The sequence below is a fragment of the Citrobacter freundii complex sp. CFNIH9 genome (assembly GCF_002903305.1).
Taxonomy (GTDB): domain Bacteria; phylum Pseudomonadota; class Gammaproteobacteria; order Enterobacterales; family Enterobacteriaceae; genus Citrobacter; species Citrobacter portucalensis.
Window position 1 is genome coordinate 3,716,210 of record NZ_CP026238.1, and the last position, 25,208, is coordinate 3,741,417.

Below are 25,208 nucleotides of genomic sequence, written 5' to 3' on the forward strand. Positions count from 1 at the left end.
GTCGCTTTACGGTAAACATCCGACAATTTGCCAAAACCTGGTAAAAATGGAGATGCCTATGACCACCGCCTTCTTTGTCGCTGCCGACTGGCTTGCCGAACACATTGACGACCCGGAAATACAAATTCTTGATGCCCGGATGGCACCTCCAGGACAGGAAGATCGCGATGTTGGCGAGGAGTATCGTGCGGGCCATATTCCTGGCGCAGTATTTTTTGATATTGAAGCGCTTTCCGATCATACCTCACCGCTACCGCATATGATGCCACGCCCCGAAGCCTTTGCCGTTGCGATGCGCGAGCTGGGCGTTGATCAGGATAAGCATCTGGTTATCTACGATGACGGTAATCTGTTTTCCGCGCCACGCGCATGGTGGATGCTGCGGACATTTGGCGTCGAAAATGTCTCCATTCTGGCAGGCGGTCTGGCAGGCTGGAAGCGCGATGAGTTAATGCTCAAGGAAGGCGATGAGGATTTACCTGAAGGTGAATTTAACGTGGCCTTTACGCCTGACGCAGTTGTGCGCGTTACCGATGTACTGCTGGCCAGTCATGAAAAAACGGCGCAGATCGTCGATGCCCGTCCGGCTGCGCGTTTTAATGGCGAAGTTGACGAGCCGCGTCCTGGTCTGAAACGTGGTCATGTGCCGGGTGCGCTTAATGTACCGTGGACAGAACTGGTTCGTGACGGCGAACTGAAAACCACCGATGAGCTGGATGCTATTTTCTTCAGCCACGGCGTGAGCTTTGACCGCCCTATTATCGCCAGCTGCGGCTCCGGCGTAACGGCTGCCGTCATCGTGCTGGCACTTGCCACGCTGGGCGTTTCTGACGTCGCATTGTATGACGGCGCATGGAGCGAATGGGGAGCGCGCAACGATTTACCGGTAGAACCGCAATTATAAAGCTGGAAAAGCCGGATAGCGCTTCGCTTATCCGGCCTACAATTTAGATAATCCGGTTCTGTTTAAAGTCGCGCAGGAAACCGCCCCAGCGGCGTTCGTAGAACGGTGCGATATGCTCAGTGATAAAGTGGCTCACGCCCTTCTCACCCTTCTTCACCTGGCAGATATCAATAGGTTCATCGCCCGGCAGCGTATCGGTCGCGACGCTGCCAGCAGCGTGGATGATCTCTTCAATATCCCCTTCCGCTTCAATACCAATCAGCAGATTCGGCTGGGCTTCCGCGCTTTCTTTGATTGAGCAGAGAAACGCGCGTTTTACCGGCTTAATGGTTTTAAACAGCGTGGTCAGCGAGTCAATCATCTGCGCCGGAGGTTCAGCGACTTCAGAGAGGATCAGCGATTCACCGCCTTCCAGTACTTCCTGGGTGCTGAGCGGATTCCCCTCTTCCCCCATCAGCAGGCTGATTTCACGCGGCATAAATTCTTTGCCGGTCGGCAGTTTCGCGTTGAGAAAGAGCGTTTCGCCGAGCGTCATTTCAAACAACGTACGCACCGGCATAACGACAAATGCTTGCTCATCTTCCACCGCCTGCTGCAGGGCTTCCAGAGAAGTGAAGAACGGGATCACGGTCGTGCCGTCTTCTTTTTCCCAGTGCTGCAGGTCGAGAGCGCTGTCTTCAACCACCGCCTCGCCTTCTGCGGCAGTACCCGGCACCCAGACTGTGGATTCCAGTAAAGTACGGAAAAATGCCGGACGATGCGCAGGCTCTGTTGCCGCTTGTTCCAGCAATGTTTCTAATTCGTTTTTTGTTTCGGACATAAGTATCACAAATTGGATGAATACATGTAGGCCGGATAAGCGTAGCGCCATCCGGCAATACAGTAATAAATTATGCGGTCAGCAGATTCGCAATCGTGCGCACACCCAGACCGGTTGCGCCCGCAGACCACTGCTCAACCGGCGCTTTGCGATAGGTTGCGGAGCAGTCGATATGCAGCCAGCCCTGCTGGTAGTTTTCCACGAAATGGGACAGGAAGCCCGCCGCGGTGCTTGCGCCAGCCGGGTAAGCCGCGCTGCCGGTGTTATTCAGTTCGGCAAAGTTCGACGGCAACTGGCTACGGTGAAACTCTGCCAGCGGCAGACGCCAGAACGGTTCGTTTTCTTGCGCCGCACTTGCCAGCAGGCGAGCAGCCAGCTGATCATCAAAGCTAAACAGCGCGTGGTAATCGTTGCCCAGCGCGGTTTTCGCCGCGCCGGTCAGCGTGGCAGCATCAATGATCAGTTCCGGTTTCTGCGCGCTGGCATCGATCAGGCCATCGGCCAGCACCAGACGTCCTTCGGCATCGGTATTCATCACTTCAACTTTTTTACCGTTGCGATAGTGAATAATGTCGCCGAGCTTAAAGGCGTTGCCGCTAATCAGGTTATCCGCGCAGCACAGATACAGCTTCACGCGCTTGTTCAGACCACGGGTGATGGCAAATGCCAACGCGCCGGTGACCGTTGCCGCACCGCCCATGTCGGACTTCATTGAGTCCATAAATGCGCTTTGCTTGATGCTGTAACCACCGGAATCAAAAGTAATTCCCTTACCAACCAGGCAGGCATAAACCGGGGCTTCTTTGTCGCCTGTTGGGTTGTAGTCCAGCGCCAGCAGCACTGGAGGACGTTCAGATCCGCGACCCACGGTATGCAGGCCCATGTAGTTCTGCTCGCGCAGATCTTCACCTTTGGTGATGCGGTAAGAGACGTTATCGCACGCGACGGAGCACAGCAGATCAACAGCGCGCTGCGCCAGCTGTTCCGGGCCCAGCTCTTCTGCCGGGGCGTTAATAGTATCGCGCACCCAGTCAATAATCTTCAGACGGCTATCCAGCTCTTTGCGCTGCGCTTCGTCCAGAGCAGCCCACTCAACTTTGCGGGTGCCTTTTGGTCCCTTGTAGCCCTGCCAGAACGCCCAGCTACGTTCGGTATCCCAGCCTTCACCGTCCAGTTGAACGTGTTTAATACCCAGGCCGTCGATTTTACGCGCAGCACGCTGGATAAGGCCGAGGTCATCTTTTCCGTTCAGGTGCAGGGTAATGCCGTCATTATTAATGCTGTATGTCGCCTTTTCACCCCAGCGGGCATCGGCGGGTTGCGTGGAAAGCGTAATTTTCATGGCTTCTGTCATTTTATTTATCCTTATTTTCGCGCATACAGGAAAACGGGCCACCCGTGGGCAGCCCGTTGACTTATTCGGCTTCGTCCAGCCAGACCAGCAAAATGGCCTCAAGGATTTTTTCGTTCGATGCCTGAGGATCATCATCGAACTCTTCCAGGTCACAGATCCACTGGTGCAGATCGGTGAAACGAACGGTCTTGGGATCGAGATCGGGGAAAGCGTCATACAGCGCCTCGCCGATTTCGCGGCTATCGGTCCACTTCAGTCCCATACTACCCTCTGTTAATGCTCACGCGCATGATTGATTGTGTAACGTGGGATTTCGACCACTAAATCGTCCTCGGTTACCCGCGCCTGACAGCTTAAACGGCTCTCCGGCTCCAGTCCCCAGGCTTTATCCAGCATGTCGTCTTCTTCTTCTGTGCTTTCCGGCAAAGAATCAAAACCTTCACGCACGATGCAGTGGCAGGTAGTGCAGGCACAGGATTTTTCACAGGCGTGTTCAATCTCGATCCCGTTACGCAGGGCAACGTCGAGAATGGTTTCGCCGGTCTCAGCTTCCAGAACTGCGCCATCGGGACAGAGATCCTGATGAGGCAAAATAACAATCTTTGGCATATTAAACCTCGTCCACGGAATGGCCTTTCAGCGCGCTACGGACGGATTTGTCCATGCGGCGAGCGGCGAATTCCTGGGTTTGTTTGTCTACGTTTTTAATGGCTTGTTCTATCGCGTCAACATCGTCACCCTGTGCAACCTCGCTCAAGTGCGCGGCGGCGGTGTCGATAGCCTGACGTTCTGCGGCGCTTAACAGCGCGGCATCAGCGTTCAGCGCACCGGATAAACTCTCCAGTACGCGTGCCGCTTCGACTTTCTGTTCTGCCAGCATACGGGCTTTAACGTCCTGCTCGGCAAAACTCATCGAATCCTGAATCATGGAGGCGATTTCACTGTCGGTCAGACCGTAGGACGGTTTAACCTGGATTGAGGACTCAACGCCTGTGGATTTCTCCATGGCGGTGACGCTCAGCAGCCCATCGGCATCCACCTGGAAGGTCACGCGGATATGTGCGCCGCCTGCTGGCAATGCCGGGATGCCGCGCAGCGCAAAACGCGCCAGTGAACGACAGTCCTGCACCAGCTCACGCTCGCCCTGCATCACGTGAATGGACATCGCGGTTTGGCCATCTTTAAAGGTGGTAAAGTCCTGCGCGCGCGCCACTGGGATAGTGGTGTTACGTGGGATCACTTTCTCCACCAGACCGCCCATGGTTTCCAGTCCCAGAGACAGCGGGATAACGTCCAGCAGCAGCATTTCGCTGTCCGGTTTATTTCCGACCAGAATATCCGCCTGGATTGCCGCACCGATAGCGACCACTTTGTCCGGGTCAATAGAAGTCAGCGGCGTGCGGCCAAAAAATTCACCGACGCGCTCACGTACCAGAGGCACGCGAGTTGAACCGCCAACCATCACCACTTCCAGCACATCTTGCGGCTCCACGCCCGCATCTTTCAGCGCGCGACGGCAGGCCAGCAGCGTACGCTTGACCAGTGCGGAAATGAGTTCATTAAAGGTTTCACGGGTGATTTCACCCTGCCATCCTGCCACGTTAACCGTTACAGAACCAGCGTCGCTAAGTGCGATTTTCGCTGCAATCGCGGCATCCAGCAGTTCACGCTGTACGCGGTTATCGCTGCGATCGGCCACGCCCGCCTGCTCGCGAATATAATCGGCCAGCAGATGGTCAAAATCGTCGCCGCCGAGCGCGGAATCACCGCCGGTCGCCAGCACTTCAAACACGCCGCGGCTCAGGCGCAGAATAGAAATATCAAAAGTACCGCCGCCAAGATCGTAGACTGCGATCACGCCTTCCTGACCGGAGTCCAGACCATACGCGATCGCCGCTGCGGTCGGTTCGTTCAGCAGACGCAATACGTGCAGGCCCGCCAGACGCGCGGCGTCTTTGGTCCCCTGACGCTGTGCGTCGTCAAAGTAAGCCGGAACGGTGATTACCACGCCGTCCAGTTCGCCGGACAGCGATTCGGTAGCCCGCGCGGCCAGCGCTTTCAGAATATCAGCAGAGACGCGCACCGGATTAAGCAAACCGGCAGCGGTTTCAATCATCGGCAGACCGTTTTCGCTCGCCTGGAACGTATATGGCAGATGCGGGTAACGCGCCTGGATATCCGCCAGAGAGCGGCCCATCATGCGTTTTACCGAGCTAACGGTGTTTGCCGTATCCAACGCTGCATTGGCGCGGGCATCGTAACCGACAGAGTAGCCCTGCTGCTGATAGTGAACCACTGACGGCAACAGGTGGCGACCTTCATGGTCTGCCAGCGTTTCGGCCTGGCCGCTGCGTACGGTAGCAACCAGGGAGTTGGTGGTGCCTAAATCGATACCTACCGCCAGACGACGCTGGTGCGGCGCGGCGCTCAGACCAGGCTCACTAATTTGTAATAAGGCCATTTTCGCTTCCGGAAATTAAAAATCGAGCAGTTTTTCTTCGAGTTGTTCTGCACTGCTTCGCAGTTTATCGAGAAAACGCAGCTTACGCACGGTATCTGCCGCTGCGTCCCACGTCTCGCTATCCAGCTGTTCCACCATCAGTTGATGGCGAACGTTATACATTTCGCTGACGCGTTTCATAAACGCATCTAAACGTTGACTGTCTTTTGCCTGTTCAATCTCGTCCAGCTCTTCACGCAGCTCAAGTTGCTCCATCAGGAACGCGGTATCGCGCACCGTGTGCTGCTCGCTGCGGATATCAAAACCGTGTAAAGACAATAAGTATTCGGCGCGCATCAAAGGATGACGCAGCGTTTGCCAGGCCTGGTTGATAGTGGCGGACTGCGAAACCGCAGCAAGTTGTTCCGCCTGGGAACCGCTGGCGAATTTATCAGGATGATACTGACGTTGTAGATCCTGAAAACGTAGGCTCAGCGCCTGAGTATCGAGCTGATAACGGGCCGGTAAGCCAAAGAGGGTGAAGTAGTCCATAACATTCTCAGGGCATCGATTCTCTGTTGTTCGATGAGGCAAAACCAGAGAGTCAGGTAAAACAAACCCCACGCGCAGGCGACCACGGTGGGGTTATCAGTAAGCGCGTTACACGTGGAAGCTTTCGCCGCATCCACATTCGTCTTTCACGTTCGGGTTAGTGAACTTAAACCCTTCGTTCAGACCTTCTTTGACGAAGTCTAACTGCGTACCGTCGAGGAATTGCAGGCTCTTACCGTCGATCACGACTTTTACGCCTTTGTCTTCAAACACGGTATCTTCAGCCGCCGGCTCGTCAACAAATTCCAGTACATAGGCCATACCTGAGCAGCCGGAGGTTCTCACGCCCAGACGCAGACCAAACCCTTTACCGCGGTTTGCCAGGAAGGTATTTACACGCGCTGCTGCACTGTCGCTTAAGGTAATCGACATAATAAAACCTCAACTCTTAATTATTTTGCTTCACGTTTGCTTTTGTAATCCGCAATCGCGGCTTTAATCGCGTCTTCAGCCAGAATAGAGCAGTGAATTTTCACCGGTGGCAGTTCAAGCTCGTCGGCGATATCGGTGTTTTTAATCGCCTGTGCTTCGTCCAGAGATTTCCCTTTTACCCATTCGGTAACCAGAGAGCTGGAAGCAATAGCGGAACCGCAGCCGTAAGTCTTGAAACGCGCGTCTTCAATGATACCCTCATTGTTGACTTTGATCTGCAACTTCATCACGTCGCCACAGGCCGGTGCACCCACCATGCCGCTGCCCACGTTCTCGTCGCTGTTGTCAAAAGAGCCCACGTTACGTGGATTCTCGTAATGATCGATTACTTTTTCGCTGTAAGCCATGCTGAATTCTCCTTATCGGTACCGATTAGTGATGTGACCATTCAATGCTGTTCAGATCCACGCCCTGTTTGAACATTTCCCACAGCGGAGAAAGGTCGCGCAGGCGGCCGATGGAGTTGCGAACCAGATTGATGGCGTAGTCAATCTCTTCTTCGGTAGTGAAACGACCTAAAGAGAAACGAATTGAGCTGTGTGCCAGCTCGTCGGTCATCCCCAGCGCGCGCAGCACGTAGGATGGCTCCAGGCTTGCAGAAGTACATGCAGAACCGGAGGATACAGCCAGGTCTTTCAGCGCCATAATCAGCGACTCGCCTTCAACAAAGTTGAAGCTGACGTTGAGAATGTTCGGTGCGCCCTGCTCGAGGTCACCGTTGAGGTACACCTCTTCCATATCTTTCACGCCGTTCCACAGACGGTTACGCAGACTGCGCAGGCGCGCCATCTCGGTTTCCATCTCTTCTTTAGCGATACGGTATGCTTCACCCATGCCGACGATCTGGTGCACAGGCAGCGTACCGGAACGCATACCGCGCTCGTGACCGCCGCCGTGCATCTGCGCTTCAATACGAATACGCGGTTTACGACGAACGTACAGCGCGCCGATACCTTTCGGACCATAGATTTTGTGGCCGGAGAAGGACATCAGGTCAACTTTCAGTTGGCTCAGATCGATAGGCAGTTTGCCCACGCTCTGGGTCGCATCAACGTGATAGATGATGCCGCGAGCACGGCACATTTCGCCGATAGTCGCGATATCCTGCACCACGCCGATTTCGTTGTTCACGTGCATGATGGACACGAGAATGGTGTCGTCACGCATTGCCGCTTCAAGTTCTTTCAGGTCGATAATGCCGTTACGCTGTGGGGCGAGGTAGGTGACTTCGAACCCTTCGCGCTCCAGCTGACGACAGGTATCCAGCACGGCTTTGTGTTCGGTTTTGCTGGTGATGATGTGCTTGCCTTTTTTCTGATAAAAGTTGGCTGCACCTTTAATCGCCAGGTTATCGGATTCAGTCGCACCGGAAGTAAATACGATTTCACGCGGGTCAGCGCCCACGAGGTCGGCAATCTGGTTACGGGCGATATCTACCGCCTCTTCAGCCTGCCAGCCGAAACGGTGTGAACGAGACGCTGGGTTACCAAAGTTTCCGTCCAGGGTCAGACACTGCATCATTTTCTCGGCAACACGCGGGTCCACCGGCGTGGTTGCGGAGTAGTCGAGATAGATCGGTAATTTCATTGCTCTATAAACTCCGTACATCGCTTCAATGCAAGGAATCAGGCAACCGGCTGGATGTACGACCGAGTTAACGGGGTGTGTAGCACCCCGGCCTGATTCTAAAATACTTTTATTATGCGCGTAACTTAACGTCGATCGCGTCTTGAGCACGATTAGTGCGTGGAGCGTCATGGGTATGCTGGCGACCAGACACATCCAGGACTTCCTGATTATTTACCAGTTCGCCCAACGTAATGTTGTTGAGGAAACCGGTCAGACGATCGCTCAGATCGCGCCACAGCGCGTGGGTCAGGCATTTATCGCCGCCCTGACAACCGCCTTTGCCCTGGCAACGGGTCGCATCTACAGACTCGTCAACAGCGCTAATCACTTCACCTACTGCGATGCTGCCGGCATCTTTACCCAGCAGATACCCGCCGCCTGGTCCACGTACGCTGGAAACCAGACCGTTTTTACGCAAACGGGAAAACAGCTGCTCCAGATATGACAGGGAAATTCCCTGACGTTCAGAAATATCAGCCAACGGTACCGGGCCCGTTTCGGAGTTGAGCGCAACGTCCAACATTGCGGTCACGGCGTAACGCCCTTTTGATGTCAGTCTCATGTCTTACTTAGCCTCAAACTCGCCCCTGCCCGGGGTTTTTTATTGTAAAATGGGGGTATTGCATAGCAGGGGCAAGTCTGACATTCCCGACTAAATCAGTCAACTATTTACTTGACTAATTTAGTCAGGTATTTAACCTTCAGTGCCATTTTCACTTGCCGGATGCGCTCCGTTTATCCGGCCTGCAAATCGTGCGGCCTGTAGGCCGGATAAACGAAGCGCATCCGGCATTAGTACAGTTACTTGCTTTTATTCTGCTGCTCGATTGAAGCTAAAATCCCGCGCAGGATGTTCAACTCCTGGCTCTCTGGACGCGCACGGGTAAACAGACGGCGCAGCTTATTCATCACCTGCCCCGGGTGCCCTTCACGGATAAACCCGGTCGACAGCAGCGTTTGCTCCAGATGACCGTAAAAACGCTCTAAATCATCGACCAGCGGATACTCTGCTTCTTCGTAATCTACGGTCTTGTCGCTTTCCTGCGTCGCCAGCCAGGCCATGCGCACTTCATAAGAGATGACCTGCACTGCCATCGCCAGGTTGAGCGAACTGTATTCCGGGTTCGCGGCAATGGCGACGTGATAATGGCACTTCTGTAGCTCTTCGTTGGTCAGACCAACACGTTCACGACCAAAGACCAGCGCCACCGGCGAGTTCGTCGCTTCAGAGACACTTTTTAAACCGCATTCACGCGGATCCAGCATCGGCCACGGCAGCGTGCGGGAACGCGCACTGGTGCCTACCACCAGGCTACAGCCCGCCAGCGCTTCATCGAGCGTATCGACGATCTGCGCGCTGCCGATCACATCACTGGCACCCGCTGCCAGGGCGATGGCCTGGGAGTCCGGTTTAACCAGTGGATTTACCAGCCACAGATTGGTTAAACCCATGGTTTTCATTGCGCGGGCTACAGAGCCCATGTTGCCAGTGTGAGAGGTTTCCACCAGCACGATTCGAATATTTTGCAGCATTGTATTTCTTCGGCTAAAGATTATTCGGGCATATTATCATAAAACGAAGACATATTCCGAACTCGCTGCTATACTCTGCGCCGTTTTCCCGTTCTTTAACATCCAGTGAGAGAGACCGATGCATCCGATGCTGACCATCGCCGTGCGCGCAGCGCGCAAGGCGGGTAATGTAATTGCCAAACACTACGAAACCCCAGACTCTGTAGAAACCAGCCAGAAAGGCAGCAATGATTTCGTGACTAACGTCGATAAAGCCGCCGAAGCGATTATTATCGAAACGATTCGCAAATCTTACCCACAGCACACCATCATCACCGAAGAAAGCGGTGAACATGTTGGTGAAGATTTGGATGTTCAATGGGTTATCGATCCACTGGATGGCACCACCAACTTCGTAAAACGTCTGCCGCACTTCGCGGTATCCATCGCAGTACGCATCAAAGGCCGTACTGAAGTCGCCGTTGTTTACGATCCAATGCGTAACGAACTGTTCACCGCAACCCGTGGCCAGGGCGCACAGCTGAACGGCTACCGCCTGCGTGGCAGCACCGCCCGCGATCTGGATGGCACCATCATCGCCACCGGTTTCCCGTTCAAAGCCAAACAGCACGCCGCTTCTTACATGAAAATTCTGGGCAACATGTTTACCGAATGTGCGGACTTCCGCCGCACCGGTTCTGCTGCGCTGGATCTGGCCTACGTTGCCGCAGCCCGCGTTGACGGTTATTTCGAAATTGGCCTGCGCCCGTGGGATTTCGCCGCAGGTGAGCTGATTGCCCGTGAAGCTGGCGCACTGGTTTGCGACTTTACCGGTGGTCATAACTACATGGCGACCGGCAACATCGTTGCAGGTAACCCGCGCGTAGTGAAAGCCATGCTGGCTAACATGCGTGACGAACTGAGCGATGCGCTGAAGCGCTAATCGTTGATGCCGGATGGCGGCTAGCGCCTTATCCGGCCTACCAGGGAAGTTCCCCGTAGGCCTGATAAGCGAAGCGCCATCAGGCATTCATCCTACAACAGTGCTAAAACGGTCTTATCCCTCGCCCTACCGGCACCGCACTCATCCACATCACTACCGCAGCAGCGATCAGCACCGCACCACCGGCTAACGCCAGCGTCGTCCAGCCAATCTGTCGCCACAATACCGGCGCTTTATGCCCGCTAAGTTTCACCGCCAGCGAGCGGAAACTGTGTACCAGCAGAGCCAGTGACGTAATCGTCAAAGAGGTTCCTGCCGCCATCGCCAGCGCCGACGCCATACCCCAGCTAAACACGCCAACCACTTTGCTGAACAGTAAAACCATGATGGCCCCGAGCATGGGCGCATCCCCATAGACAGCACGATCATCAACCGGGCACGCCAGTCATCACCACTTTGCAGCTGTTCAGGATCGGGCAAATGCTGATGCCCGCAGCCGCAACCCTCGTGATGCACATGATGCGGCGTGAAGGCAGTGAATTTTGGGCGGCGCAGCAGCTGGCGCAATTTCTTCAGCGCACGGACGCACAATAAAACGCCCAACACGCCAACCAGCGCATAACTTCCTTTCTCCAGCCAGAAACTACTCATATGTAGCTGTCGTGCAGGCAACTGCAAGATGGTAAGCACCACAACCACCAGTCCGATGGCGACCAGCCCCTGTAATAAAGATGAGGCTAGCGTCAGGCCAATACTCGACTTCAGCTTCGAAGGGTGCGTTGCCAGCCAGGTGGTAATAACGACTTTTCCATGTCCCGGCCCCAGCGCGTGCAGAACGCCGTAGAGAAAACTAAACAGCAGCAGCGATCCCCCGGCCTGGGCCGGCCTGGCGGCAACTGCTTTCAGCAACCCGCTCATCTGTTGGTTAACGTCGCGCTGCCAGACGACACTTTTCATCATCACCTGCGGCCAGGCCTGCCATAGCCACAGTATGCCGCCTGCCGCCAGCAGCAAAAAGACAGCCAGCGGCCATAGCATGAGCCAGCGACGTCTGGCTGCGCGTTGTTGATACACTACTGACATTGCAGCGTTACCGTCTGTGCAAACTGTTTACCCAACTCCATATCCTCCGGCGGTGCGTCTTCTTTATCCAGCGACTGCGCAAAGCTCAACGTTTGTTCATTCGGCGTCGGCGTATGTACTGAAATCCGGCATTTTTGGCTTATGGACTGCCCCAGCCTGGCGTCGCTATCTTTGTCATAGCTCATATCAACGTAGTAGGTCGGGTCGAAGGTTGAAATGGTATATTTTTGACCACTCAGCGGCTGAGCTTCGGCCAGCGGCAAAACGAACGTCAGCACTGCCTGGTGTTCCTCCCGCGCCATGCCATATTCCGTCGGCCTGTTTTTAAACTTTACCTTTTTCCCGTCGTGCCACACTTCGGTGAAATAGTGCTGCCCGAGAACGTTGGCCATCACTTCCGCCGCCAGTTTCTTCCAGATCTCATCACCAGGTTTGGCATTCCCCGCATCGTAAAGCAGATCCGCCGAGGTAATTTCATCCATCGTCCAGCGCATTTTCAGCGCGACGAACTGGTCATTCTCGCTCACTATCTCAGTTTTCAGATGGATAAAGCTGTGGGGATGCGCGCCTGCGCCAAAGGACAGGACAGCGAGAAACAACGTGATAATGATACGTTTAACGCCTTGCATGAGTTCTCCACGATGAAAATCTACACCGCCACAAATAATGATGCCTGGTTTGGCGAAAGTGTGCTGAGGATACCATTGAACGAAAAAATATTGAGCACCCTTTTCCGGTATCGATTCAGTTCTCAATTTCGATAATTTCTTCTTCGGGAAATTCCCCTCAAACACCTTTTCGGCGTCAAAACTTAAGCCAAATGATAACGATATGTTAATTAATAGTTTCATTTTAATATTTAATTAACACTTAATTTGAACAACTGAATGTAAAACCATGCAAATTTAACTAATTATTAACCATTTTATTTCCATAAATTCACAACAATGGGCATAGATCACATTCGCAAAACTTATGATTCATTCCCTCTTCCATTCATTGTTAACTTCACGCCGTGACATGTCCTGCCCCCTACGAAAGGTACAACTATGAAATTCAAACTCGCATTACTCAGTGCAACCCTGGTTTCTGCATGCATGTTGTCCGGCACGTCCTTTGCGGCGGAAAAATATGAAATTGCTGTGGTTGCCAAAGTCACCGGGATCCCATGGTTTAACCGGATGGAAACCGGCGTAAATGAAGCAGCAAAAAAACTGGATGTGAATGCTTACCAGACCGGACCTTCAACGCCGGATCCGGCGCAGCAGGTGAAAGTGATTGAGGATCTGATCGCCAAAAACGTTAATGCGATCATCGTGGTGCCGAATGATGCCAAGGTCCTTGAGCCGGTACTGAAAAAAGCGCGCGATAAAGGCATCGTGGTGCTGACGCACGAATCCCCGGATGAGCAAATTGGCCAGTGGGATATCGAAACCATCGATAGTGAAAAATACGCACAGGCTAACGTCGATGAGTTAGCGAAAAATATGGGCGGCAAAGGCGGATATGCCATCTATGTTGGTTCGCTGACGGTCCCACTGCATAACGCGTGGGCGGATTATGCGATTAAGTACCAGAAAGAAAAATATCCGGAAATGTTCGAAGTCACTTCACGTCTGCCGGTCGCGGAAAGTATCGATAAATCCTACGCCACAACGCTGGATCTGATGAAAACCTACCCGCAGATGAAGGGCATTATCGGCTTCGGCTCGCTGGGTCCAATCGGTGCGGGTCAGGCTGTGCAGAAAAAACGCGCCAAAGATAAGATCGCCGTCGTCGGAATCGCTATGCCAGCGCAGGCAGCACCTTACCTGATGCGCGGTGATATCAAAAAAGCGCTGCTGTGGGATCCAAAAGACGCGGGCTACGCGCTGGTCACCGTTGCCGATCAGCTGTTGCAGGGCAAAGAAGTGAACGCCGATCTGAGTATCGATGGTTTAGGGAAAGCCGATATCGACACGGAGAAGAAAGTGATCCGCTTTAACAAGATCCTCGAAGTCACTAAAGACAACGCACAATCACTTGGTTTCTAAGGCTTTAGCCAACACCAGGGAACCTTAACGCCGACCGTCTGGTCGGCGCTATCAACCAAACTAACACTCAGCGTCCCCCCGGACGCGCGCAGGGGTATTGTCCATGGCAGACACCACCGCATTTATCACTCTTGAGAATATCAGCAAACAATTCCCGGGCGTGCTGGCGCTGGATAACGTGAATCTGACGCTGAGAAAAGGCGAAGTTCACTGTCTGGCGGGTCAAAACGGCTGTGGTAAAAGTACCATTATTAAAGTGATCTCCGGGGTTTATCATCCGGAAAAAGGCGCGCAGATTTTACTCGACGGAAAATTGTTCCATCATCTGACGCCGCAGCTCTCTTCCCATTATGGCATTCAGGTTATTTATCAGGACCTGTCGTTGTTCCCCAACTTTAGCGTCGCAGAAAATATCGCGGTCAACCGCTATCTGCCGGGTGGCGATATCTGGGTGCGTCGCGGCGCCATGAAGCAGCAGGCGCTGGCAGCCATGAAACGTATTGGGGTGAATATCGATCCCGATAAAAAAGTTGAAAAACTCTCAATTGCTGATCGACAGCTGGTCGCCATTTGCCGGGCGATTGCCGCCGATGCGCGTCTGGTGATTATGGACGAGCCCACCGCCTCGCTAACCCGCCAGGAGGTTAATGGCCTACTGCGAGTAGTTAATGAACTGAAAGCGGCCGGAATTTGCGTCGTGTTTGTCAGCCATCGTCTGGATGAGGTGATGGAAGTGGCTGACCGCATCAGCGTAATGCGCGACGGCAAACTGGTGGGTACATACCCTGCCAGCGAACTCGACAGCCACGAGCTGGCCTTCCTGATGACCGGACAACGCTTCCACTACAGCCCGTTGCCGGAAAGGCCCGCGATTGAGCAAGAGCCGCTGCTTGAGCTGCGCAATCTCAGCCGCAGAGGCAAATACCAAAACATTAATCTGTCGCTGCACGGCGGCGAGATCGTCTCCATTGTTGGTCTGCTGGGTGCCGGGCGCACTGAGCTTTGTCTGAGCCTGTTTGGTATGACGCACCCGGAAAGCGGCGAGATTCGCATTAACGGTCAGCCGGTTACTCTGCGCAATAACCATGATGCCATCCAACACGGGATCGGCTATGTCTCAGAAGATCGCCTGACGCAGGGGCTGATCATGGAGCAGTCGATCTACGACAACACCATCGTCACGGTGTTTGATCAACTGCACACCGGTAGCGGTCTGCTCGATCATCGTAAAGCGCAAAAGTTGGTCGCCGATTTAATCCGCGAACTGAATATCAAAGTGTCCGATCCGCACCTGCCGGTCAAAACCCTTTCCGGCGGTAATGCCCAGCGTATCGCCATTGCCAAATGGGTGGCGACCAATCCCCGCATCCTGATCCTCGACTCGCCTACCGTCGGCGTGGATATCGCCAACAAAGAGGGCATTTACCAGATAGCCCGCGATTTGGCTGAACAGGGTATGGCGGTGCTGATGATTTGCGATGAAATCCCGGAAGCGTATTACAACAGCCACCGTGTGCTGGTAATGCGTCGCGGCAAGCTGGTGGCGGAATTTAATCCTCATCAATGCCGTGAAGAGGAGATTGCTGAAGTGGTCGAGGTAATCAATGAATAAGATGCATCTCTCCCGTTTAATCGGGCAACATGAGTTCTGGCTGGGCCTGCTGGTTGTAGCCCTTGCCGTTGGGCTGAGCGTCAGCACCGACGAGTTCTTGTCTTTGGGGAACCTGACGGATGTGGCCACCAGCTACGCGATTCTCGGCATCCTGGCCTGTGGGCTGTTTGTGGTGCTGATTTCCGGTGGGATCGACATCTCATTTCCGGCGATGACCGCGATAGCCCAGTATGCAATGGCCAGTTGGGTTATCGGTCACGGCGGCAACTTCGCGCTGGCGTTAATCATCGCTATTGCGGTAGGCCTGCTGCTTGGGCTGATCAACGGTTTTCTGGTCTATTGGCTACGCGTTCCGGCAATCATCATTACCATCGCCACGCTGAACGTCTACTACGGTCTGCTGGTTTACGCCACCAAAGGCACCTGGCTGTACGGCTTCCCGGACTGGTTTATGAACGGCATTAACTGGTTCTCATTCACCGCGGCGGATGGCTACGACTACGGTTTGACCCTCCCCCTGCTGTGCCTGGCGGCGGTGATCATTTTTACCGCCGTGCTGATGAACTATACCCGTCTTGGCCGTCAGGTTTACGCCATGGGCGGCAACCGCGACGCGGCCTCGCGCCTGGGGCTGAATCTGCTGAAGCTGCATTTTTACGTCTATGGCTACATGGGCATTCTGGCAGGCGTTGCCGCCGTGGTTCAGGCGCAAATCACCCAGTCAGTTGCGCCCAATTCGCTGCTCGGCTTTGAGCTGACGGTGCTGGCGGCGGTAGTACTCGGCGGAACCAGCATGAGCGGCGGGCGCGGTACGTTGACCGGAACCCTGCTCGGCGTGGTTCTGCTGGCCTTCTTACAAAATGGCCTGACGCTGCTTAGCGTCTCCTCTTACTGGCACACCGTGTTCAGCGGCGCCATTATCCTGGTCAGCATTAGCGCCACGGCCTGGAACGAAAAACGCAAACTGGCAAGGGAGCTTTGAGATGAAAACAATCGCCAGATTTTTACCCGGTGATGCCATCATTCGTCTGCAATGCGTGATTATTGTGGTCGTCGCCCTGGTCTTCTCGGCCCTGCTTGGCAGCCGTTTTTTCAGCGTCGCTAACTTCCAGTCGATTGGCTCACAGCTACCAATCCTCGGCATGCTGGCCCTCGGGATGGGCATGACCATGCTGACCGGCGGCATTAACCTGTCGATTATTGCCGGGGCGAACGCCTGCTCGCTGGTGATGGCGGCGATTATCGTCACCCATCCGGATAACCCGCTGTTTCTGGTGCTGGCGCTGCTGGCAGGCGCTGCCGTGGCGGTGGCTATCGGCACGCTCAACGGTGCGCTGATTGCCTGGGTCGGGGTTTCGCCTATTCTCGCCACGCTCGGCACGATGACGCTTATCTCCGGGCTGAATATTCTGCTTTCCAACGGGACGGTGATTTCCGGTTTTCCGACCGCCATTCAGTACCTTGGTAACGCCACGATTGCCGGTATTCCGGTGGCGCTACTGCTCTTTTTCCTGGTGGCAATCCTGCTGTGGGTACTGCTGGAACACACCACTCTTGGGCGCAGCCTGTATCTCGTTGGTTCCAATGAACAGGCTACCCGCTACAGCGGCGTGAATACCGTACGGGTACAAATTTCGGTGTACGTGATTTCTGCCCTGCTCGGCTGGGTCGCCGCCATTTTGATGATGGCGAAATTCAACTCAGCTAAAGCCGGATACGGTGAATCCTACCTGCTGGTCACCATCCTTGCCTCCGTCCTCGGCGGTATCAACCCGGATGGCGGCTTCGGGCGCATTATCGGCCTGGTGCTGGCACTGATTGTGCTGCAAATGCTGGAAAGCGGCCTTAACTTGCTGGGGGTCAGCAGCTATCTGACGATGGCGCTGTGGGGCGCGGTGCTGATCCTCTTTATCGCATTACAGAATCGTAAAGCCTGATTTCAGGAGAAAAAATTATGGCAAGTTACTTTATTGGTGTGGATGTCGGAACCGGAAGCGCCCGTGCTGGCGTGTTTGATCTCAACGGCAGAATGGTCGGTCAGGCCAGTCGGGCCATCGAGATTTACCGCCCGCAGGCCGATTTTGTTGAGCAGTCTTCCGATAACATCTGGCAGGCGGTGTGTAACGCGGTTCGCGATGCGATTAACCAGTCGGATATCAACCCTATCCAGGTGAAAGGTCTGGGCTTTGACGCGACCTGTTCACTGGTGGTGCTGGACAAAGAAGGTAAACCGCTGACCATTAGCCCGTCCGGGCGCAGCGAACAGAACATCATTGTGTGGATGGATCACCGCGCCATTACTCAGGCCGAGCGCATCAACGCCCTGCATCATCGGGTGCTGGACTACGTTGGCGGCATTATCTCCCCGGAAATGCAGACGCCAAAACTGCTATGGCTGAAGCAACATATGCCCAACACCTGGGCCAATGCGGGATACTACTTTGACCTGCCCGATTTCCTGACCTGGCGCGCAACGGGCGATGACACGCGCTCATTGTGTTCGACGGTGTGTAAATGGACCTATATGGGCCATGAAGACAAATGGGATGCCAGCTATTTCCGCCAGATTGGGCTGGAAGATTTGCTGGAGCATGATGCCGCCAAAATTGGTCGCTACGTGAAAACCATGGGCGAACCGCTCGGTCACGGGCTATCTGCGCGCGCCGCCAGCGAAATGGGGCTGATTCCGGGGACCGCTGTCAGCGTCTCGATCATTGATGCCCACGCCGGTACCCTCGGCACGCTCGGGGCAAGCGGTGTTTCCGGCGAGGTGGCGGATTTTGACCGTCGAATCGCGCTGATTGGCGGCACTTCCACTGGACACATGGCGATTTCCAAAGAGCCGCGTTTTATCGGTGGCGTCTGGGGTCCTTACTACTCAGCCGTGCTGCCAGAATACTGGCTCAACGAAGGTGGACAGTCGGCAACCGGGGCGTTAATCGACCACGTTATTCAGTCGCATCCTTGCTACGAAACCCTGCTGGCGCAAGCTAAATCTCAGGGGCAGACCATTTACGAAGTGCTGAATGCGCTGTTGCGTAAAATGGCCGGTGAGCCGGAAGATATCGCATTTTTAACCCGCGATATGCACATCCTGCCCTATTTCCACGGCAACCGCTCGCCGCGCGCTAACCCAACGCTTACGGGCGCAATCACCGGACTGAAACTGTCACGTACGCCGGAAGATATGGCGCTACAGTACCTTGCGACCATCCAGGCCATTGCGCTGGGAACCCGCCATATCATTGAAACGATGAATCAAAGCGGCTACACCATCGATACGATAATGGCCAGCGGCGGCGGGACGAAAAACCCAATCTTCGTTCAGGAACATGCCAACGCCACCGGCTGCGCGATGCTGCTGCCTGAAGAGAGCGAAGCCATGCTGCTGGGTGGCGCCATGATGGGAACTATCGCCGCAGGCGTTTTCGAAACCTTCCCGGAAGCGATGTCGGCGATGAGCCGGATTGGTAAAACGGTTACCCCGCAAACAAATCGCATTAAGCAGTACTACGATCGCAAATATCGGGTATTCCACGAGATGTATCAGGATCATATGAAATACCGCCAGTTGATGCAGGAGGACGCATGAGCGACTCCTGGTCTCAGGCCACCGGCGTATTTCAGCTCTATAGCGATGCCCTGGCGGGTCTGGGGCAGCATCTGACTGAACCGCTCTGGCAGTCGCTGATGGCGGAGATGCGCGGCTGTCAGGGGAAAATCGTCGTCACCGGCGTAGGTACCTCCGGCATCGCAGCGCGTAAAGTGGCGCATATGCTTGCGTGCGTGGAACGCCCAGCGATCTACCTCAACGCGACGGACGCGGCGCATGGCGATCTCGGTTTTTTACGCGCCAACGACCTGGTGATTATGCTGTCGCGTGGGGGGAATTCGGACGAACTCACCCGGCTGCTGCCCGGGCTGAATGCGCGAAATGTGCCGATTCTGAGCGTGACTGAAAACGCCGACTCAGCCATTGCTAAAGCGTCGAGGCTGGTGATTTCCACCGGCGTCCAGCGTGAGGCCGACCCGCTGAACATGTTGGCCACCACCTCAATTTTACTGGTGCTGGCTATCTTTGACGCCGCCTGCGCCTGCCTGATGAGCGAAAGCGGTTACTCAAAGGAGACGCTGTTGTCTGTGCATCCAGGTGGTGATGTGGGATTAACGCTGAGCCGCGGTAAGTAACGCCAGACAGCTGTTTCGGAGGTAATGAATCTGTTGCCTCCGGTATATTGCTACGTTCACCTTATGTTTTTCACTTCTCTGAAACGATACTGCCTGTGAACGTGTTAAGGGTACTATCGCCGTACCCTTAACAATCCCGGCTCCCCGCGGGAAAATTGTTGCTACGCAATACCCTCCGCTTATTCCTCCCGGCCTTACGGAAACACGTCGGCAATTTTCAGCCGGACCAGCCCACACCTGACCATCTGCGTTTTTTGTTTAAACAGCAAAACGGGTTTCACTGGAAGTCAGAGCGTTGAAGCGATGACCCCGGTCCGGCTGAAAATCGATGAGTCGTTGACGGCTGACCGGGTCTGCCCGCATGGATGCGGGCAGAGTGGACGGCCTGCAGGGACGCAGGCTCGTCCCCGACCCGACAGGCAGACGGCATAAGACGAATGAATCGCATCGCGACGATTTTCCCGCCGGGAGCCTGGGATGCAAGGGAGGCGGCGGTGAGCCTCCCTTGCACGTTCACGGGTATCTCTGATTCAGAGAAGTGATAACGCTGGGGTGAACGGAACCCCATAGCGGAATAAAATATTCTCCATCATGTTTAACATGACATACAGTACATCTCTGGCATATCTAAACAAAAGATAAAACAGTGAAAAAGCGGATTAACGCGCTGCGTTCCACTACCGCTATCTGTTCCGCACGTTAAAAATTCTGTGACGCTCTCCAGCATTCCTGGTGGAAAGCATTCCATTCTCAAAATCTATGAGCAAACTTTAGCTATTCTTATCAAACATACTCACGGGAGAATCTACAGATGATGTCAACGCTTGCCCCACCATCTGTACTTTCCGCTCCCCAGCGCCGTTGCCAGGTGCTGCTGACGCTTTTCCTGCCGGGGCAAATCGCTACTACACAAACCTTCAGCAGCCTCAACGGTGTCGATGATGCCACGGTTCAGGAAGATATTATTGGCGCAGGACTCGAAATCCAGCGCTATCACCGGCTCGCGATAGCCACCGCGCAGAATGGTGGCTATACGATCGAAGGAACCCCGCTAAATCAGCGTCTGTGTCTGTTGCAGTGGCTGCGCCGTGGCCTGCGGATTTGCCCTGCCTTTATCGCCCAGCAGTTTACCCCGGCGTTAAAAGCAGAACTTAAACAAAGGGGGATCGCACGTACGCTGTATGACGACACCAATCTCCATGCGCTCATTAATCTGTGCTCCCGGCGCTTGCAGAAACCGTTTGAGTGTCGTGACATCCAGTTCCTGCGCCTGTATTTACAGTACTGCCTGCTACAGCACCACGCGGGGATCACCCCGGAGTTTAACCCACTCCAGCAACGCTGGGCGCAATCCTGCGCGGAATATCCGCTCGCCGAGGAAATTGGCCGTCACTGGCAGCGCCACGTCATGCAACGTGCACCGCTGGGCGAATCGCTGTTTATGGCGTTGCTGTTCTCAATGCTTCGTATCCCCGACCCGATTCGCGATAATCACCAGCAGGATCGCCGCCTGCGCCTTGCTATTGCGCGGCTGGTGCTGCGTTTTCGCGAGTATGGCAATGTACGCTTCAGCGATGAACAAGGGCTGAATGACCAGTTGTATATCCACCTGGCTCAGGCACTGAACCGCAGCGTGTTTGCCATCGGCATTGATAACACGCTGCCGGAGGAGTTCAGCCGCCTTTATCCCCGGCTGGTTCGTACTACCCGCGAGGCGATTCACGGCTTCGAGGCCGAATACGATGTGCAATTTTCCGAAGAAGAGATCGGGCTGGTGGCCGTTATTTTCGGCGCCTGGCTGATGCAGGAGAAGGATTTACACGAAAAGCAGATTATCCTGCTGACCGGTAGTAACGAACAACTTGAAGTACATATAGAGCAACAGCTGCGCGAACTGACGCTGCTGCCGCTCAACGTAAAACATATGCCGATGCAGGACTTTCAAAAAGAGGGTGCCCCGCGCGGCGTAACGCTGATTATTACGCCGTACACCACGCCGTTACCGCTATTTTCACCCCCGTTGATTCATGCGGATCTGGCGCTTACGCCGCATCAGCAGCAGCAGATCCGCAAAATCCTCGAATCATAACGTTGCAGGCTGCGCGACCACCTTCGGGCGCAGAACGATTGCCGGGAGCGCCACCAGCGCCATCACCCAGAACACGCCGCTGCCCAGATTCTGGTACAGATAGCCCGCGAATACGGTCATGATGGCGATACTGCCGCCCATCGCTATCGCGGAATACACCGCCTGCAAACGAATAACTTCGCTCCCCTGGCGTGCCGCGATATAACGCATTGCCGCCAGGTGGCAGACGGTAAAGGTTCCGCAATGGAGGATTTGCACCACGATCAGCCACGGCAGCTCGGTGCTCCAGCCCATCAATCCCCAACGCACCACCCCGCAAACGGCGGAAAGCAGCAGCAGATCGCGGGCGCTGAAACGACGGAACAGCTTGTGGCTAAGTGCGAAAATAATCACCTCCGCCACCACACCTAGTGACCATAAATAGCCCACCGCCGAAGCGGAATATCCAGCAGACTGCCAATAGATGGCGCTGAAACCATAATACGCAGCATGCGCCCCCTGTAGCAGACTCACGCAAGCAAGAAAACGCCAGCTCTGGGTTATCAGCGCGCGCCAGGCGGGCCATCCCGCACTCTCCTGCTGACGGTTTTCACCCGCTGGCTGCACGCTCGGGCGAATCATCATGCCCAGCAGCATCGAGGCGACGCCAAGCGATAGCAGGACCAGGATCACCCGATAGTCAAACAGGCTCACCAGTTTGCCGGTTAGCGCGGAGCCGATCACAAAAGCCACGGATCCCCACAGTCGCACCCGACCGTAATCCATGGTGATTTGTTTCTGCCAGGTGTTGGCCAGCGCGTCGGTCAGCGGTACCAGCGGTGAGAAAAACAGGTTGAAGCCGACCATCACCACCATCAGCCACACCACGTTGGTTCCCGCCCAGAAGGCCAGCGCAAACACCAGCGTCAACAGGGCCAGAATACGTAACGCTGAGATCAGCCGAGAGGGATCGCTCACACGCGGCGCAATCAGCAAACTACCGAGAAAACGGGCAATCAGCCCCGCGCCCAGCAGTAAACCGATGGTTTCAGGCGTCAGCCCTAGCCCTTCGAGCCAGACGCTCCAGAAAGGCAGAAAGATACCGTAGCTAAAGAAGTAGGTGAAATAACCGAGCGCCAGCCAGCGCGTGGAATGCAAAGCCATGAATCCCTCCCGTTTGGAGGCGATAGTCTGGCGACAAACGCAGGCTGGCGCAAGAGAGCATTAACAGGCAGATAACATGATTTTTGCCCTATTCGACGCTAATTTGCATCGCAAAATGGCAGCGTTCTCCCTGCGCTAAAACCTGCAATCCCGGCTGCCCCTGCATGTTGTGGGCATTCACCGGATGCGTTTGCGGCTCCAGACACAGGAACTCCTCACCCGACATTCTGAACAGCATCAACCACGGAGTTTGCGCTAAAATCGTGACTTTCATCACATCACGCTGAATAACGGCCCGCCCGCTCCAGCCAGAATATCCGACATTCAGCCAGCTATCCTCACCGTATTGCGCATGCATGAAATCAGCCGCTGAAGGGATATCACGTTGCCATTCCAGCGGCAGATGCTGCTCCCCCTCCGGCCAGTAGCCGCTGGCGGTGAACTGCGCAGTACTGCGCTTATCAAAGGCGAAAAACGGATGGAACCCGCAGCCGTAAATCATTGGCTGCTCACCGCAATGAGTGAGCGTCAACGAGGCGTGCAGGCTCGAGGTTTCCAGTTGATAGCAAAGCTGCGCCGTATAGTCATAGCCACAGGGATGCCAACTGCGCAACTGCAGCAAACAACCGCTTTGGGTGACAGTGATAACCTGCCAGCGTTGCAGCCAGCCGTCACCGTGCAGGAAAAAGGTGTCATCTGCGCCATGTTGAGGTAAAACCACCTCTTCACCGCGCAGCATAAAACGATTTCCCGCCACCCGATTCGCGACCGGCAGCATCGGGAACAGGCCGCAATCACCGGGTTGCTGACCATGACCTTCGCGTAAAATGGCCTGTTGATGTTGTAACGAAATCAGACTTAATAGCGAGCCGCCCTGCGAGTCTACGCACATCCGCAGATGTGCGTTTTGTAGCGTCAGCAGACCATCCATTATCGGGCGCTTCGTTGCTGGGCTGATGCGCCAGCTTTTGTATGTTGCGCCGCAAGCTGTTCTTCCAGCGCTTCCAGCGTCACGCCTTTGGTTTCCGGCACATTACGCAGAACATATATGAAGCCCATCGCGCAAATCACACCGTACAGCAGGAAGCTTCCCGACGCACCCAGACTCGCATTCAGCAGTGGGAAGGTATAGGTCAGCAGGAAGCAGGCAATCCACAGCGCCAGCGTCCCCAGCGACATCGCCAACCCACGAACGCGATTAGGGAAAATTTCAGACAGCAGCACCCAGGTCACCGGAGCCAGCGTCAGGGCATAAATAGCGATCGCCGCCAGCACCAGAACCAAAACCGGCCAGCCCATAATGCCCAACCCGTACGCCCCGGCAATCAGTACATAAATAACCGTTAATCCTGACGCACCGAACAACATCAGTTTACGACGACCAATTTTGTCCACTAACGGCAGAGCGGCAAGGGTAAAGACCAGATTGATGATCCCTGTCGCCACGATCGATTTTAACGTACCGTTGATGTCGAATCCGGCAGAAGCGAAGATCTCCTGCGCATAGTTGAAAATAACGTTGATCCCACACCACTGCTGAAACACTGCCAGCACCATACCAATAATCACGATCGGTTTGATCTGTGGTTGTAACAGCGTTGACCACGCGACCTTGTGATTATCTTTTTGCAGCGTATGTTCAATCTCTTTCAGCGTTTGCCCGGCATATTCCGCCGAACCAATGCGCTGCAGCATGGCGCGCGCACGATCGGCTTTTCCCGCTTTCACCAGCCAGCGCGGCGATTCAGGAACAAAGAACATCAGCACCAGGAAAATTACCGCGGGCACTAATTCTGCGCCAAACATCCAGCGCCAGCCCGTCTGACCGTTCCAACTTTCAACAATTGCCTGCTGCGTAGCGCCTGTGGCAACAGGTTCGGCAATCATCAGGTTGATAAGCTGCGCCGCCAGCACGCCAATGACGATGGTGAGCTGGTTGACGGCCACAAAGCGACCACGCTTTTCAGCGGGGCTAACCTCGGCGATATACAGTGGGCTTAGCGCAGACGCCAGACCAATCCCCACGCCGCCAACGATGCGATAAACAATAAACATATCGAAGTTACTGGCGACGGCGGTTCCCCAGGCGGAAGCGCTAAAGAGGATCGCTGAGAGAATCAGCGGCATTTTTCGGCCAAATTTATCGGCGCACCAGCCGGAAATCAGCGCGCCAAAGATACAACCAACCAGCGCGGAACTCATCGCCCAGCCGGATTGTGCCGGATCGGTAATCGAGAAATATGCTTCATAGAAGGGTTTTGCCCCGCCGATCACCACCCAGTCATAGCCAAACAGTAAACCTCCGCAGGCCGCAACCAGGCAGATAGTCCAGACGTAACCAATCTTTAAATGTGTCTGCGCGTTATTCATTATGATTCCTCTTTCAGGGAAACGCAGGGTACAGTAGGTTTCGG

Annotated in this window: 24 protein-coding genes and 1 pseudogene; 9 read left to right on the forward strand and 16 right to left on the reverse strand. The window is 54.8% G+C overall.

Going from position 1 to position 25,208, the window contains the following annotated elements:
* Positions 1–58 precede the first annotated feature (58 nt).
* A complete protein-coding gene (sseA, locus tag C2U43_RS18985; protein ID WP_057068032.1) occupies positions 59–904 on the forward strand; it encodes a 3-mercaptopyruvate sulfurtransferase in 846 nt (281 codons plus the stop codon).
* Positions 905–947: 43 nt separating this feature from the next.
* Here the strand turns inward: sseA and sseB are convergent, their stop codons facing one another.
* From sseB to trmJ, 11 genes are all read right to left on the reverse strand, one after another.
* Positions 948–1,724, reverse strand: a complete 777-nt coding sequence (gene sseB / locus C2U43_RS18990) for an enhanced serine sensitivity protein SseB (protein ID WP_016157136.1) — start codon at positions 1,722–1,724, stop codon at positions 948–950.
* Between the two features lie 70 nt (positions 1,725–1,794).
* Positions 1,795–3,078 carry an aminopeptidase PepB gene (gene pepB / locus C2U43_RS18995; protein ID WP_008785461.1) on the reverse strand — a complete coding sequence of 428 codons (1,284 nt, stop codon included), beginning with the start codon at positions 3,076–3,078 and terminating at the stop codon, positions 1,795–1,797.
* A 61-nt stretch (positions 3,079–3,139) separates the two neighbouring features.
* A complete protein-coding gene (gene iscX, locus C2U43_RS19000; protein ID WP_003037694.1) occupies positions 3,140–3,340 on the reverse strand; it encodes a Fe-S cluster assembly protein IscX in 201 nt (66 codons plus the stop codon).
* Positions 3,341–3,351: 11 nt separating this feature from the next.
* Entirely contained in the window at positions 3,352–3,687 is a 336-nt protein-coding gene (fdx, locus tag C2U43_RS19005) for an ISC system 2Fe-2S type ferredoxin (RefSeq protein WP_003037690.1), read from the reverse strand.
* 1 nt (position 3,688) lies between these two features.
* Positions 3,689–5,539 (reverse strand): Fe-S protein assembly chaperone HscA, encoded by a 1,851-nt coding sequence (hscA, locus tag C2U43_RS19010; RefSeq protein WP_103285639.1) that lies wholly within the window; start codon positions 5,537–5,539, stop codon positions 3,689–3,691.
* A 15-nt stretch (positions 5,540–5,554) separates the two neighbouring features.
* Positions 5,555–6,070, reverse strand: a complete 516-nt coding sequence (gene hscB, locus C2U43_RS19015; RefSeq protein ID WP_003835201.1) for a co-chaperone HscB — start codon at positions 6,068–6,070, stop codon at positions 5,555–5,557.
* 108 nt (positions 6,071–6,178) lie between these two features.
* Positions 6,179–6,502 carry an iron-sulfur cluster assembly protein IscA gene (gene iscA / locus C2U43_RS19025; RefSeq protein ID WP_003835203.1) on the reverse strand — a complete coding sequence of 108 codons (324 nt, stop codon included), beginning with the start codon at positions 6,500–6,502 and terminating at the stop codon, positions 6,179–6,181.
* Between the two features lie 20 nt (positions 6,503–6,522).
* Positions 6,523–6,909, reverse strand: coding sequence for a Fe-S cluster assembly scaffold IscU (gene iscU, locus C2U43_RS19030; protein WP_002913991.1), 387 nt, complete (start codon positions 6,907–6,909; stop codon positions 6,523–6,525).
* Between the two features lie 25 nt (positions 6,910–6,934).
* Positions 6,935–8,149 (reverse strand): cysteine desulfurase, encoded by a 1,215-nt coding sequence (iscS, locus tag C2U43_RS19035; RefSeq protein WP_003835233.1) that lies wholly within the window; start codon positions 8,147–8,149, stop codon positions 6,935–6,937.
* A 112-nt stretch (positions 8,150–8,261) separates the two neighbouring features.
* Positions 8,262–8,753, reverse strand: a complete 492-nt coding sequence (gene iscR, locus C2U43_RS19040) for a Fe-S cluster assembly transcriptional regulator IscR (RefSeq protein WP_003037674.1) — start codon at positions 8,751–8,753, stop codon at positions 8,262–8,264.
* 239 nt (positions 8,754–8,992) lie between these two features.
* Positions 8,993–9,724 (reverse strand): tRNA (cytosine(32)/uridine(32)-2'-O)-methyltransferase TrmJ, encoded by a 732-nt coding sequence (gene trmJ, locus C2U43_RS19045; RefSeq protein ID WP_003835235.1) that lies wholly within the window; start codon positions 9,722–9,724, stop codon positions 8,993–8,995.
* 118 nt (positions 9,725–9,842) lie between these two features.
* On the opposite strand from trmJ, the gene suhB reads away from it, so the two are divergent.
* Positions 9,843–10,646: an inositol-1-monophosphatase gene (suhB, locus tag C2U43_RS19050; RefSeq protein ID WP_003835237.1), complete on the forward strand. Its 804-nt coding sequence runs from the start codon at positions 9,843–9,845 to the stop codon at positions 10,644–10,646.
* 103 nt (positions 10,647–10,749) lie between these two features.
* Here the strand turns inward: suhB and C2U43_RS19055 are convergent.
* A pseudogene (locus tag C2U43_RS19055) lies at positions 10,750–11,729 on the reverse strand (nickel/cobalt transporter).
* Positions 11,720–12,358 (reverse strand): DUF1007 family protein, encoded by a 639-nt coding sequence (locus C2U43_RS19060; protein ID WP_048225041.1) that lies wholly within the window; start codon positions 12,356–12,358, stop codon positions 11,720–11,722. The pseudogene C2U43_RS19055 and the gene C2U43_RS19060 overlap by 10 nt, the downstream one beginning before the upstream one ends.
* Positions 12,359–12,778: 420 nt before the next feature.
* Between C2U43_RS19060 and C2U43_RS19065 the strand changes: the two genes are divergently transcribed.
* The 7 genes from C2U43_RS19065 (at position 12,779) to csiE (ending at position 21,651) form a co-directional block, all read left to right on the forward strand.
* Positions 12,779–13,762 (forward strand): autoinducer 2 ABC transporter substrate-binding protein, encoded by a 984-nt coding sequence (locus C2U43_RS19065; protein WP_003037665.1) that lies wholly within the window; start codon positions 12,779–12,781, stop codon positions 13,760–13,762.
* Positions 13,763–13,865: 103 nt separating this feature from the next.
* Positions 13,866–15,374: a sugar ABC transporter ATP-binding protein gene (locus C2U43_RS19070; RefSeq protein ID WP_008785466.1), complete on the forward strand. Its 1,509-nt coding sequence runs from the start codon at positions 13,866–13,868 to the stop codon at positions 15,372–15,374.
* Positions 15,367–16,356 carry an ABC transporter permease gene (locus tag C2U43_RS19075; RefSeq protein ID WP_071446845.1) on the forward strand — a complete coding sequence of 330 codons (990 nt, stop codon included), beginning with the start codon at positions 15,367–15,369 and terminating at the stop codon, positions 16,354–16,356. The genes C2U43_RS19070 and C2U43_RS19075 overlap by 8 nt, the downstream gene beginning before the upstream one ends.
* 1 nt (position 16,357) lies before the next feature.
* The gene (locus C2U43_RS19080) at positions 16,358–17,311 is read left to right on the forward strand and encodes an ABC transporter permease (RefSeq protein WP_003037658.1); all 954 of its coding nucleotides are present in this window, start codon (positions 16,358–16,360) and stop codon (positions 17,309–17,311) included.
* A 17-nt stretch (positions 17,312–17,328) separates the two neighbouring features.
* Entirely contained in the window at positions 17,329–18,966 is a 1,638-nt protein-coding gene (locus C2U43_RS19085; RefSeq protein WP_008785469.1) for an FGGY-family carbohydrate kinase, read from the forward strand.
* Positions 18,963–19,562 carry a KpsF/GutQ family sugar-phosphate isomerase gene (locus C2U43_RS19090; RefSeq protein ID WP_103285640.1) on the forward strand — a complete coding sequence of 200 codons (600 nt, stop codon included), beginning with the start codon at positions 18,963–18,965 and terminating at the stop codon, positions 19,560–19,562. Before C2U43_RS19085 ends, C2U43_RS19090 begins: the two co-directional genes overlap by 4 nt.
* Positions 19,563–20,373: 811 nt before the next feature.
* Entirely contained in the window at positions 20,374–21,651 is a 1,278-nt protein-coding gene (gene csiE / locus C2U43_RS19105) for a stationary phase inducible protein CsiE (protein WP_100272028.1), read from the forward strand.
* On the opposite strand, the gene C2U43_RS19110 is transcribed toward csiE, so the two are convergent.
* The 3 genes from C2U43_RS19110 to C2U43_RS19120 all read right to left on the reverse strand — a co-directional run bounded on the left by C2U43_RS19110 (position 21,646) and on the right by C2U43_RS19120 (position 25,164).
* Positions 21,646–22,794: a 3-phenylpropionate MFS transporter gene (locus C2U43_RS19110; protein WP_103285642.1), complete on the reverse strand. Its 1,149-nt coding sequence runs from the start codon at positions 22,792–22,794 to the stop codon at positions 21,646–21,648. The genes csiE and C2U43_RS19110 overlap by 6 nt on opposite strands.
* A gap of 88 nt (positions 22,795–22,882) precedes the next feature.
* Positions 22,883–23,725, reverse strand: a complete 843-nt coding sequence (locus C2U43_RS19115; protein ID WP_048234719.1) for an aldose 1-epimerase — start codon at positions 23,723–23,725, stop codon at positions 22,883–22,885.
* The gene (locus C2U43_RS19120) at positions 23,725–25,164 is read right to left on the reverse strand and encodes a sugar porter family MFS transporter (RefSeq protein ID WP_103285643.1); all 1,440 of its coding nucleotides are present in this window, start codon (positions 25,162–25,164) and stop codon (positions 23,725–23,727) included. The genes C2U43_RS19115 and C2U43_RS19120 overlap by 1 nt, the downstream gene beginning before the upstream one ends.
* Positions 25,165–25,208 lie beyond the last annotated feature (44 nt).

Bases quoted from the DNA above. Each gene is read 5' to 3' on its own strand.
- sseA (WP_057068032.1), top strand. From the start codon at position 59: ATGACCACCGCCTTCTTTGTCGCTGCCGACTGGCTTGCCGAACACATT.
- C2U43_RS19090 (WP_103285640.1), top strand. From the start codon at position 18,963: ATGAGCGACTCCTGGTCTCAGGCCACCGGCGTATTTCAGCTCTATAGC.
- C2U43_RS19070 (WP_008785466.1), top strand. From the start codon at position 13,866: ATGGCAGACACCACCGCATTTATCACTCTTGAGAATATCAGCAAACAA.
- hscA (WP_103285639.1), bottom strand. From the start codon at position 5,539: ATGGCCTTATTACAAATTAGTGAGCCTGGTCTGAGCGCCGCGCCGCAC.
- C2U43_RS19075 (WP_071446845.1), top strand. From the start codon at position 15,367: ATGAATAAGATGCATCTCTCCCGTTTAATCGGGCAACATGAGTTCTGG.
- iscR (WP_003037674.1), bottom strand. From the start codon at position 8,753: ATGAGACTGACATCAAAAGGGCGTTACGCCGTGACCGCAATGTTGGAC.
- trmJ (WP_003835235.1), bottom strand. From the start codon at position 9,724: ATGCTGCAAAATATTCGAATCGTGCTGGTGGAAACCTCTCACACTGGC.
- C2U43_RS19120 (WP_103285643.1), bottom strand. From the start codon at position 25,164: ATGAATAACGCGCAGACACATTTAAAGATTGGTTACGTCTGGACTATC.
- C2U43_RS19060 (WP_048225041.1), bottom strand. From the start codon at position 12,358: ATGCAAGGCGTTAAACGTATCATTATCACGTTGTTTCTCGCTGTCCTG.
- pepB (WP_008785461.1), bottom strand. From the start codon at position 3,078: ATGACAGAAGCCATGAAAATTACGCTTTCCACGCAACCCGCCGATGCC.
- C2U43_RS19110 (WP_103285642.1), bottom strand. From the start codon at position 22,794: ATGGCTTTGCATTCCACGCGCTGGCTGGCGCTCGGTTATTTCACCTAC.
- iscX (WP_003037694.1), bottom strand. From the start codon at position 3,340: ATGGGACTGAAGTGGACCGATAGCCGCGAAATCGGCGAGGCGCTGTAT.
- C2U43_RS19065 (WP_003037665.1), top strand. From the start codon at position 12,779: ATGAAATTCAAACTCGCATTACTCAGTGCAACCCTGGTTTCTGCATGC.
- iscU (WP_002913991.1), bottom strand. From the start codon at position 6,909: ATGGCTTACAGCGAAAAAGTAATCGATCATTACGAGAATCCACGTAAC.
- C2U43_RS19115 (WP_048234719.1), bottom strand. From the start codon at position 23,725: ATGGATGGTCTGCTGACGCTACAAAACGCACATCTGCGGATGTGCGTA.
- sseB (WP_016157136.1), bottom strand. From the start codon at position 1,724: ATGTCCGAAACAAAAAACGAATTAGAAACATTGCTGGAACAAGCGGCA.
- suhB (WP_003835237.1), top strand. From the start codon at position 9,843: ATGCATCCGATGCTGACCATCGCCGTGCGCGCAGCGCGCAAGGCGGGT.
- hscB (WP_003835201.1), bottom strand. From the start codon at position 6,070: ATGGACTACTTCACCCTCTTTGGCTTACCGGCCCGTTATCAGCTCGAT.
- C2U43_RS19085 (WP_008785469.1), top strand. From the start codon at position 17,329: ATGGCAAGTTACTTTATTGGTGTGGATGTCGGAACCGGAAGCGCCCGT.
- csiE (WP_100272028.1), top strand. From the start codon at position 20,374: ATGATGTCAACGCTTGCCCCACCATCTGTACTTTCCGCTCCCCAGCGC.
- C2U43_RS19080 (WP_003037658.1), top strand. From the start codon at position 16,358: ATGAAAACAATCGCCAGATTTTTACCCGGTGATGCCATCATTCGTCTG.
- iscA (WP_003835203.1), bottom strand. From the start codon at position 6,502: ATGTCGATTACCTTAAGCGACAGTGCAGCAGCGCGTGTAAATACCTTC.
- iscS (WP_003835233.1), bottom strand. From the start codon at position 8,149: ATGAAATTACCGATCTATCTCGACTACTCCGCAACCACGCCGGTGGAC.
- fdx (WP_003037690.1), bottom strand. From the start codon at position 3,687: ATGCCAAAGATTGTTATTTTGCCTCATCAGGATCTCTGTCCCGATGGC.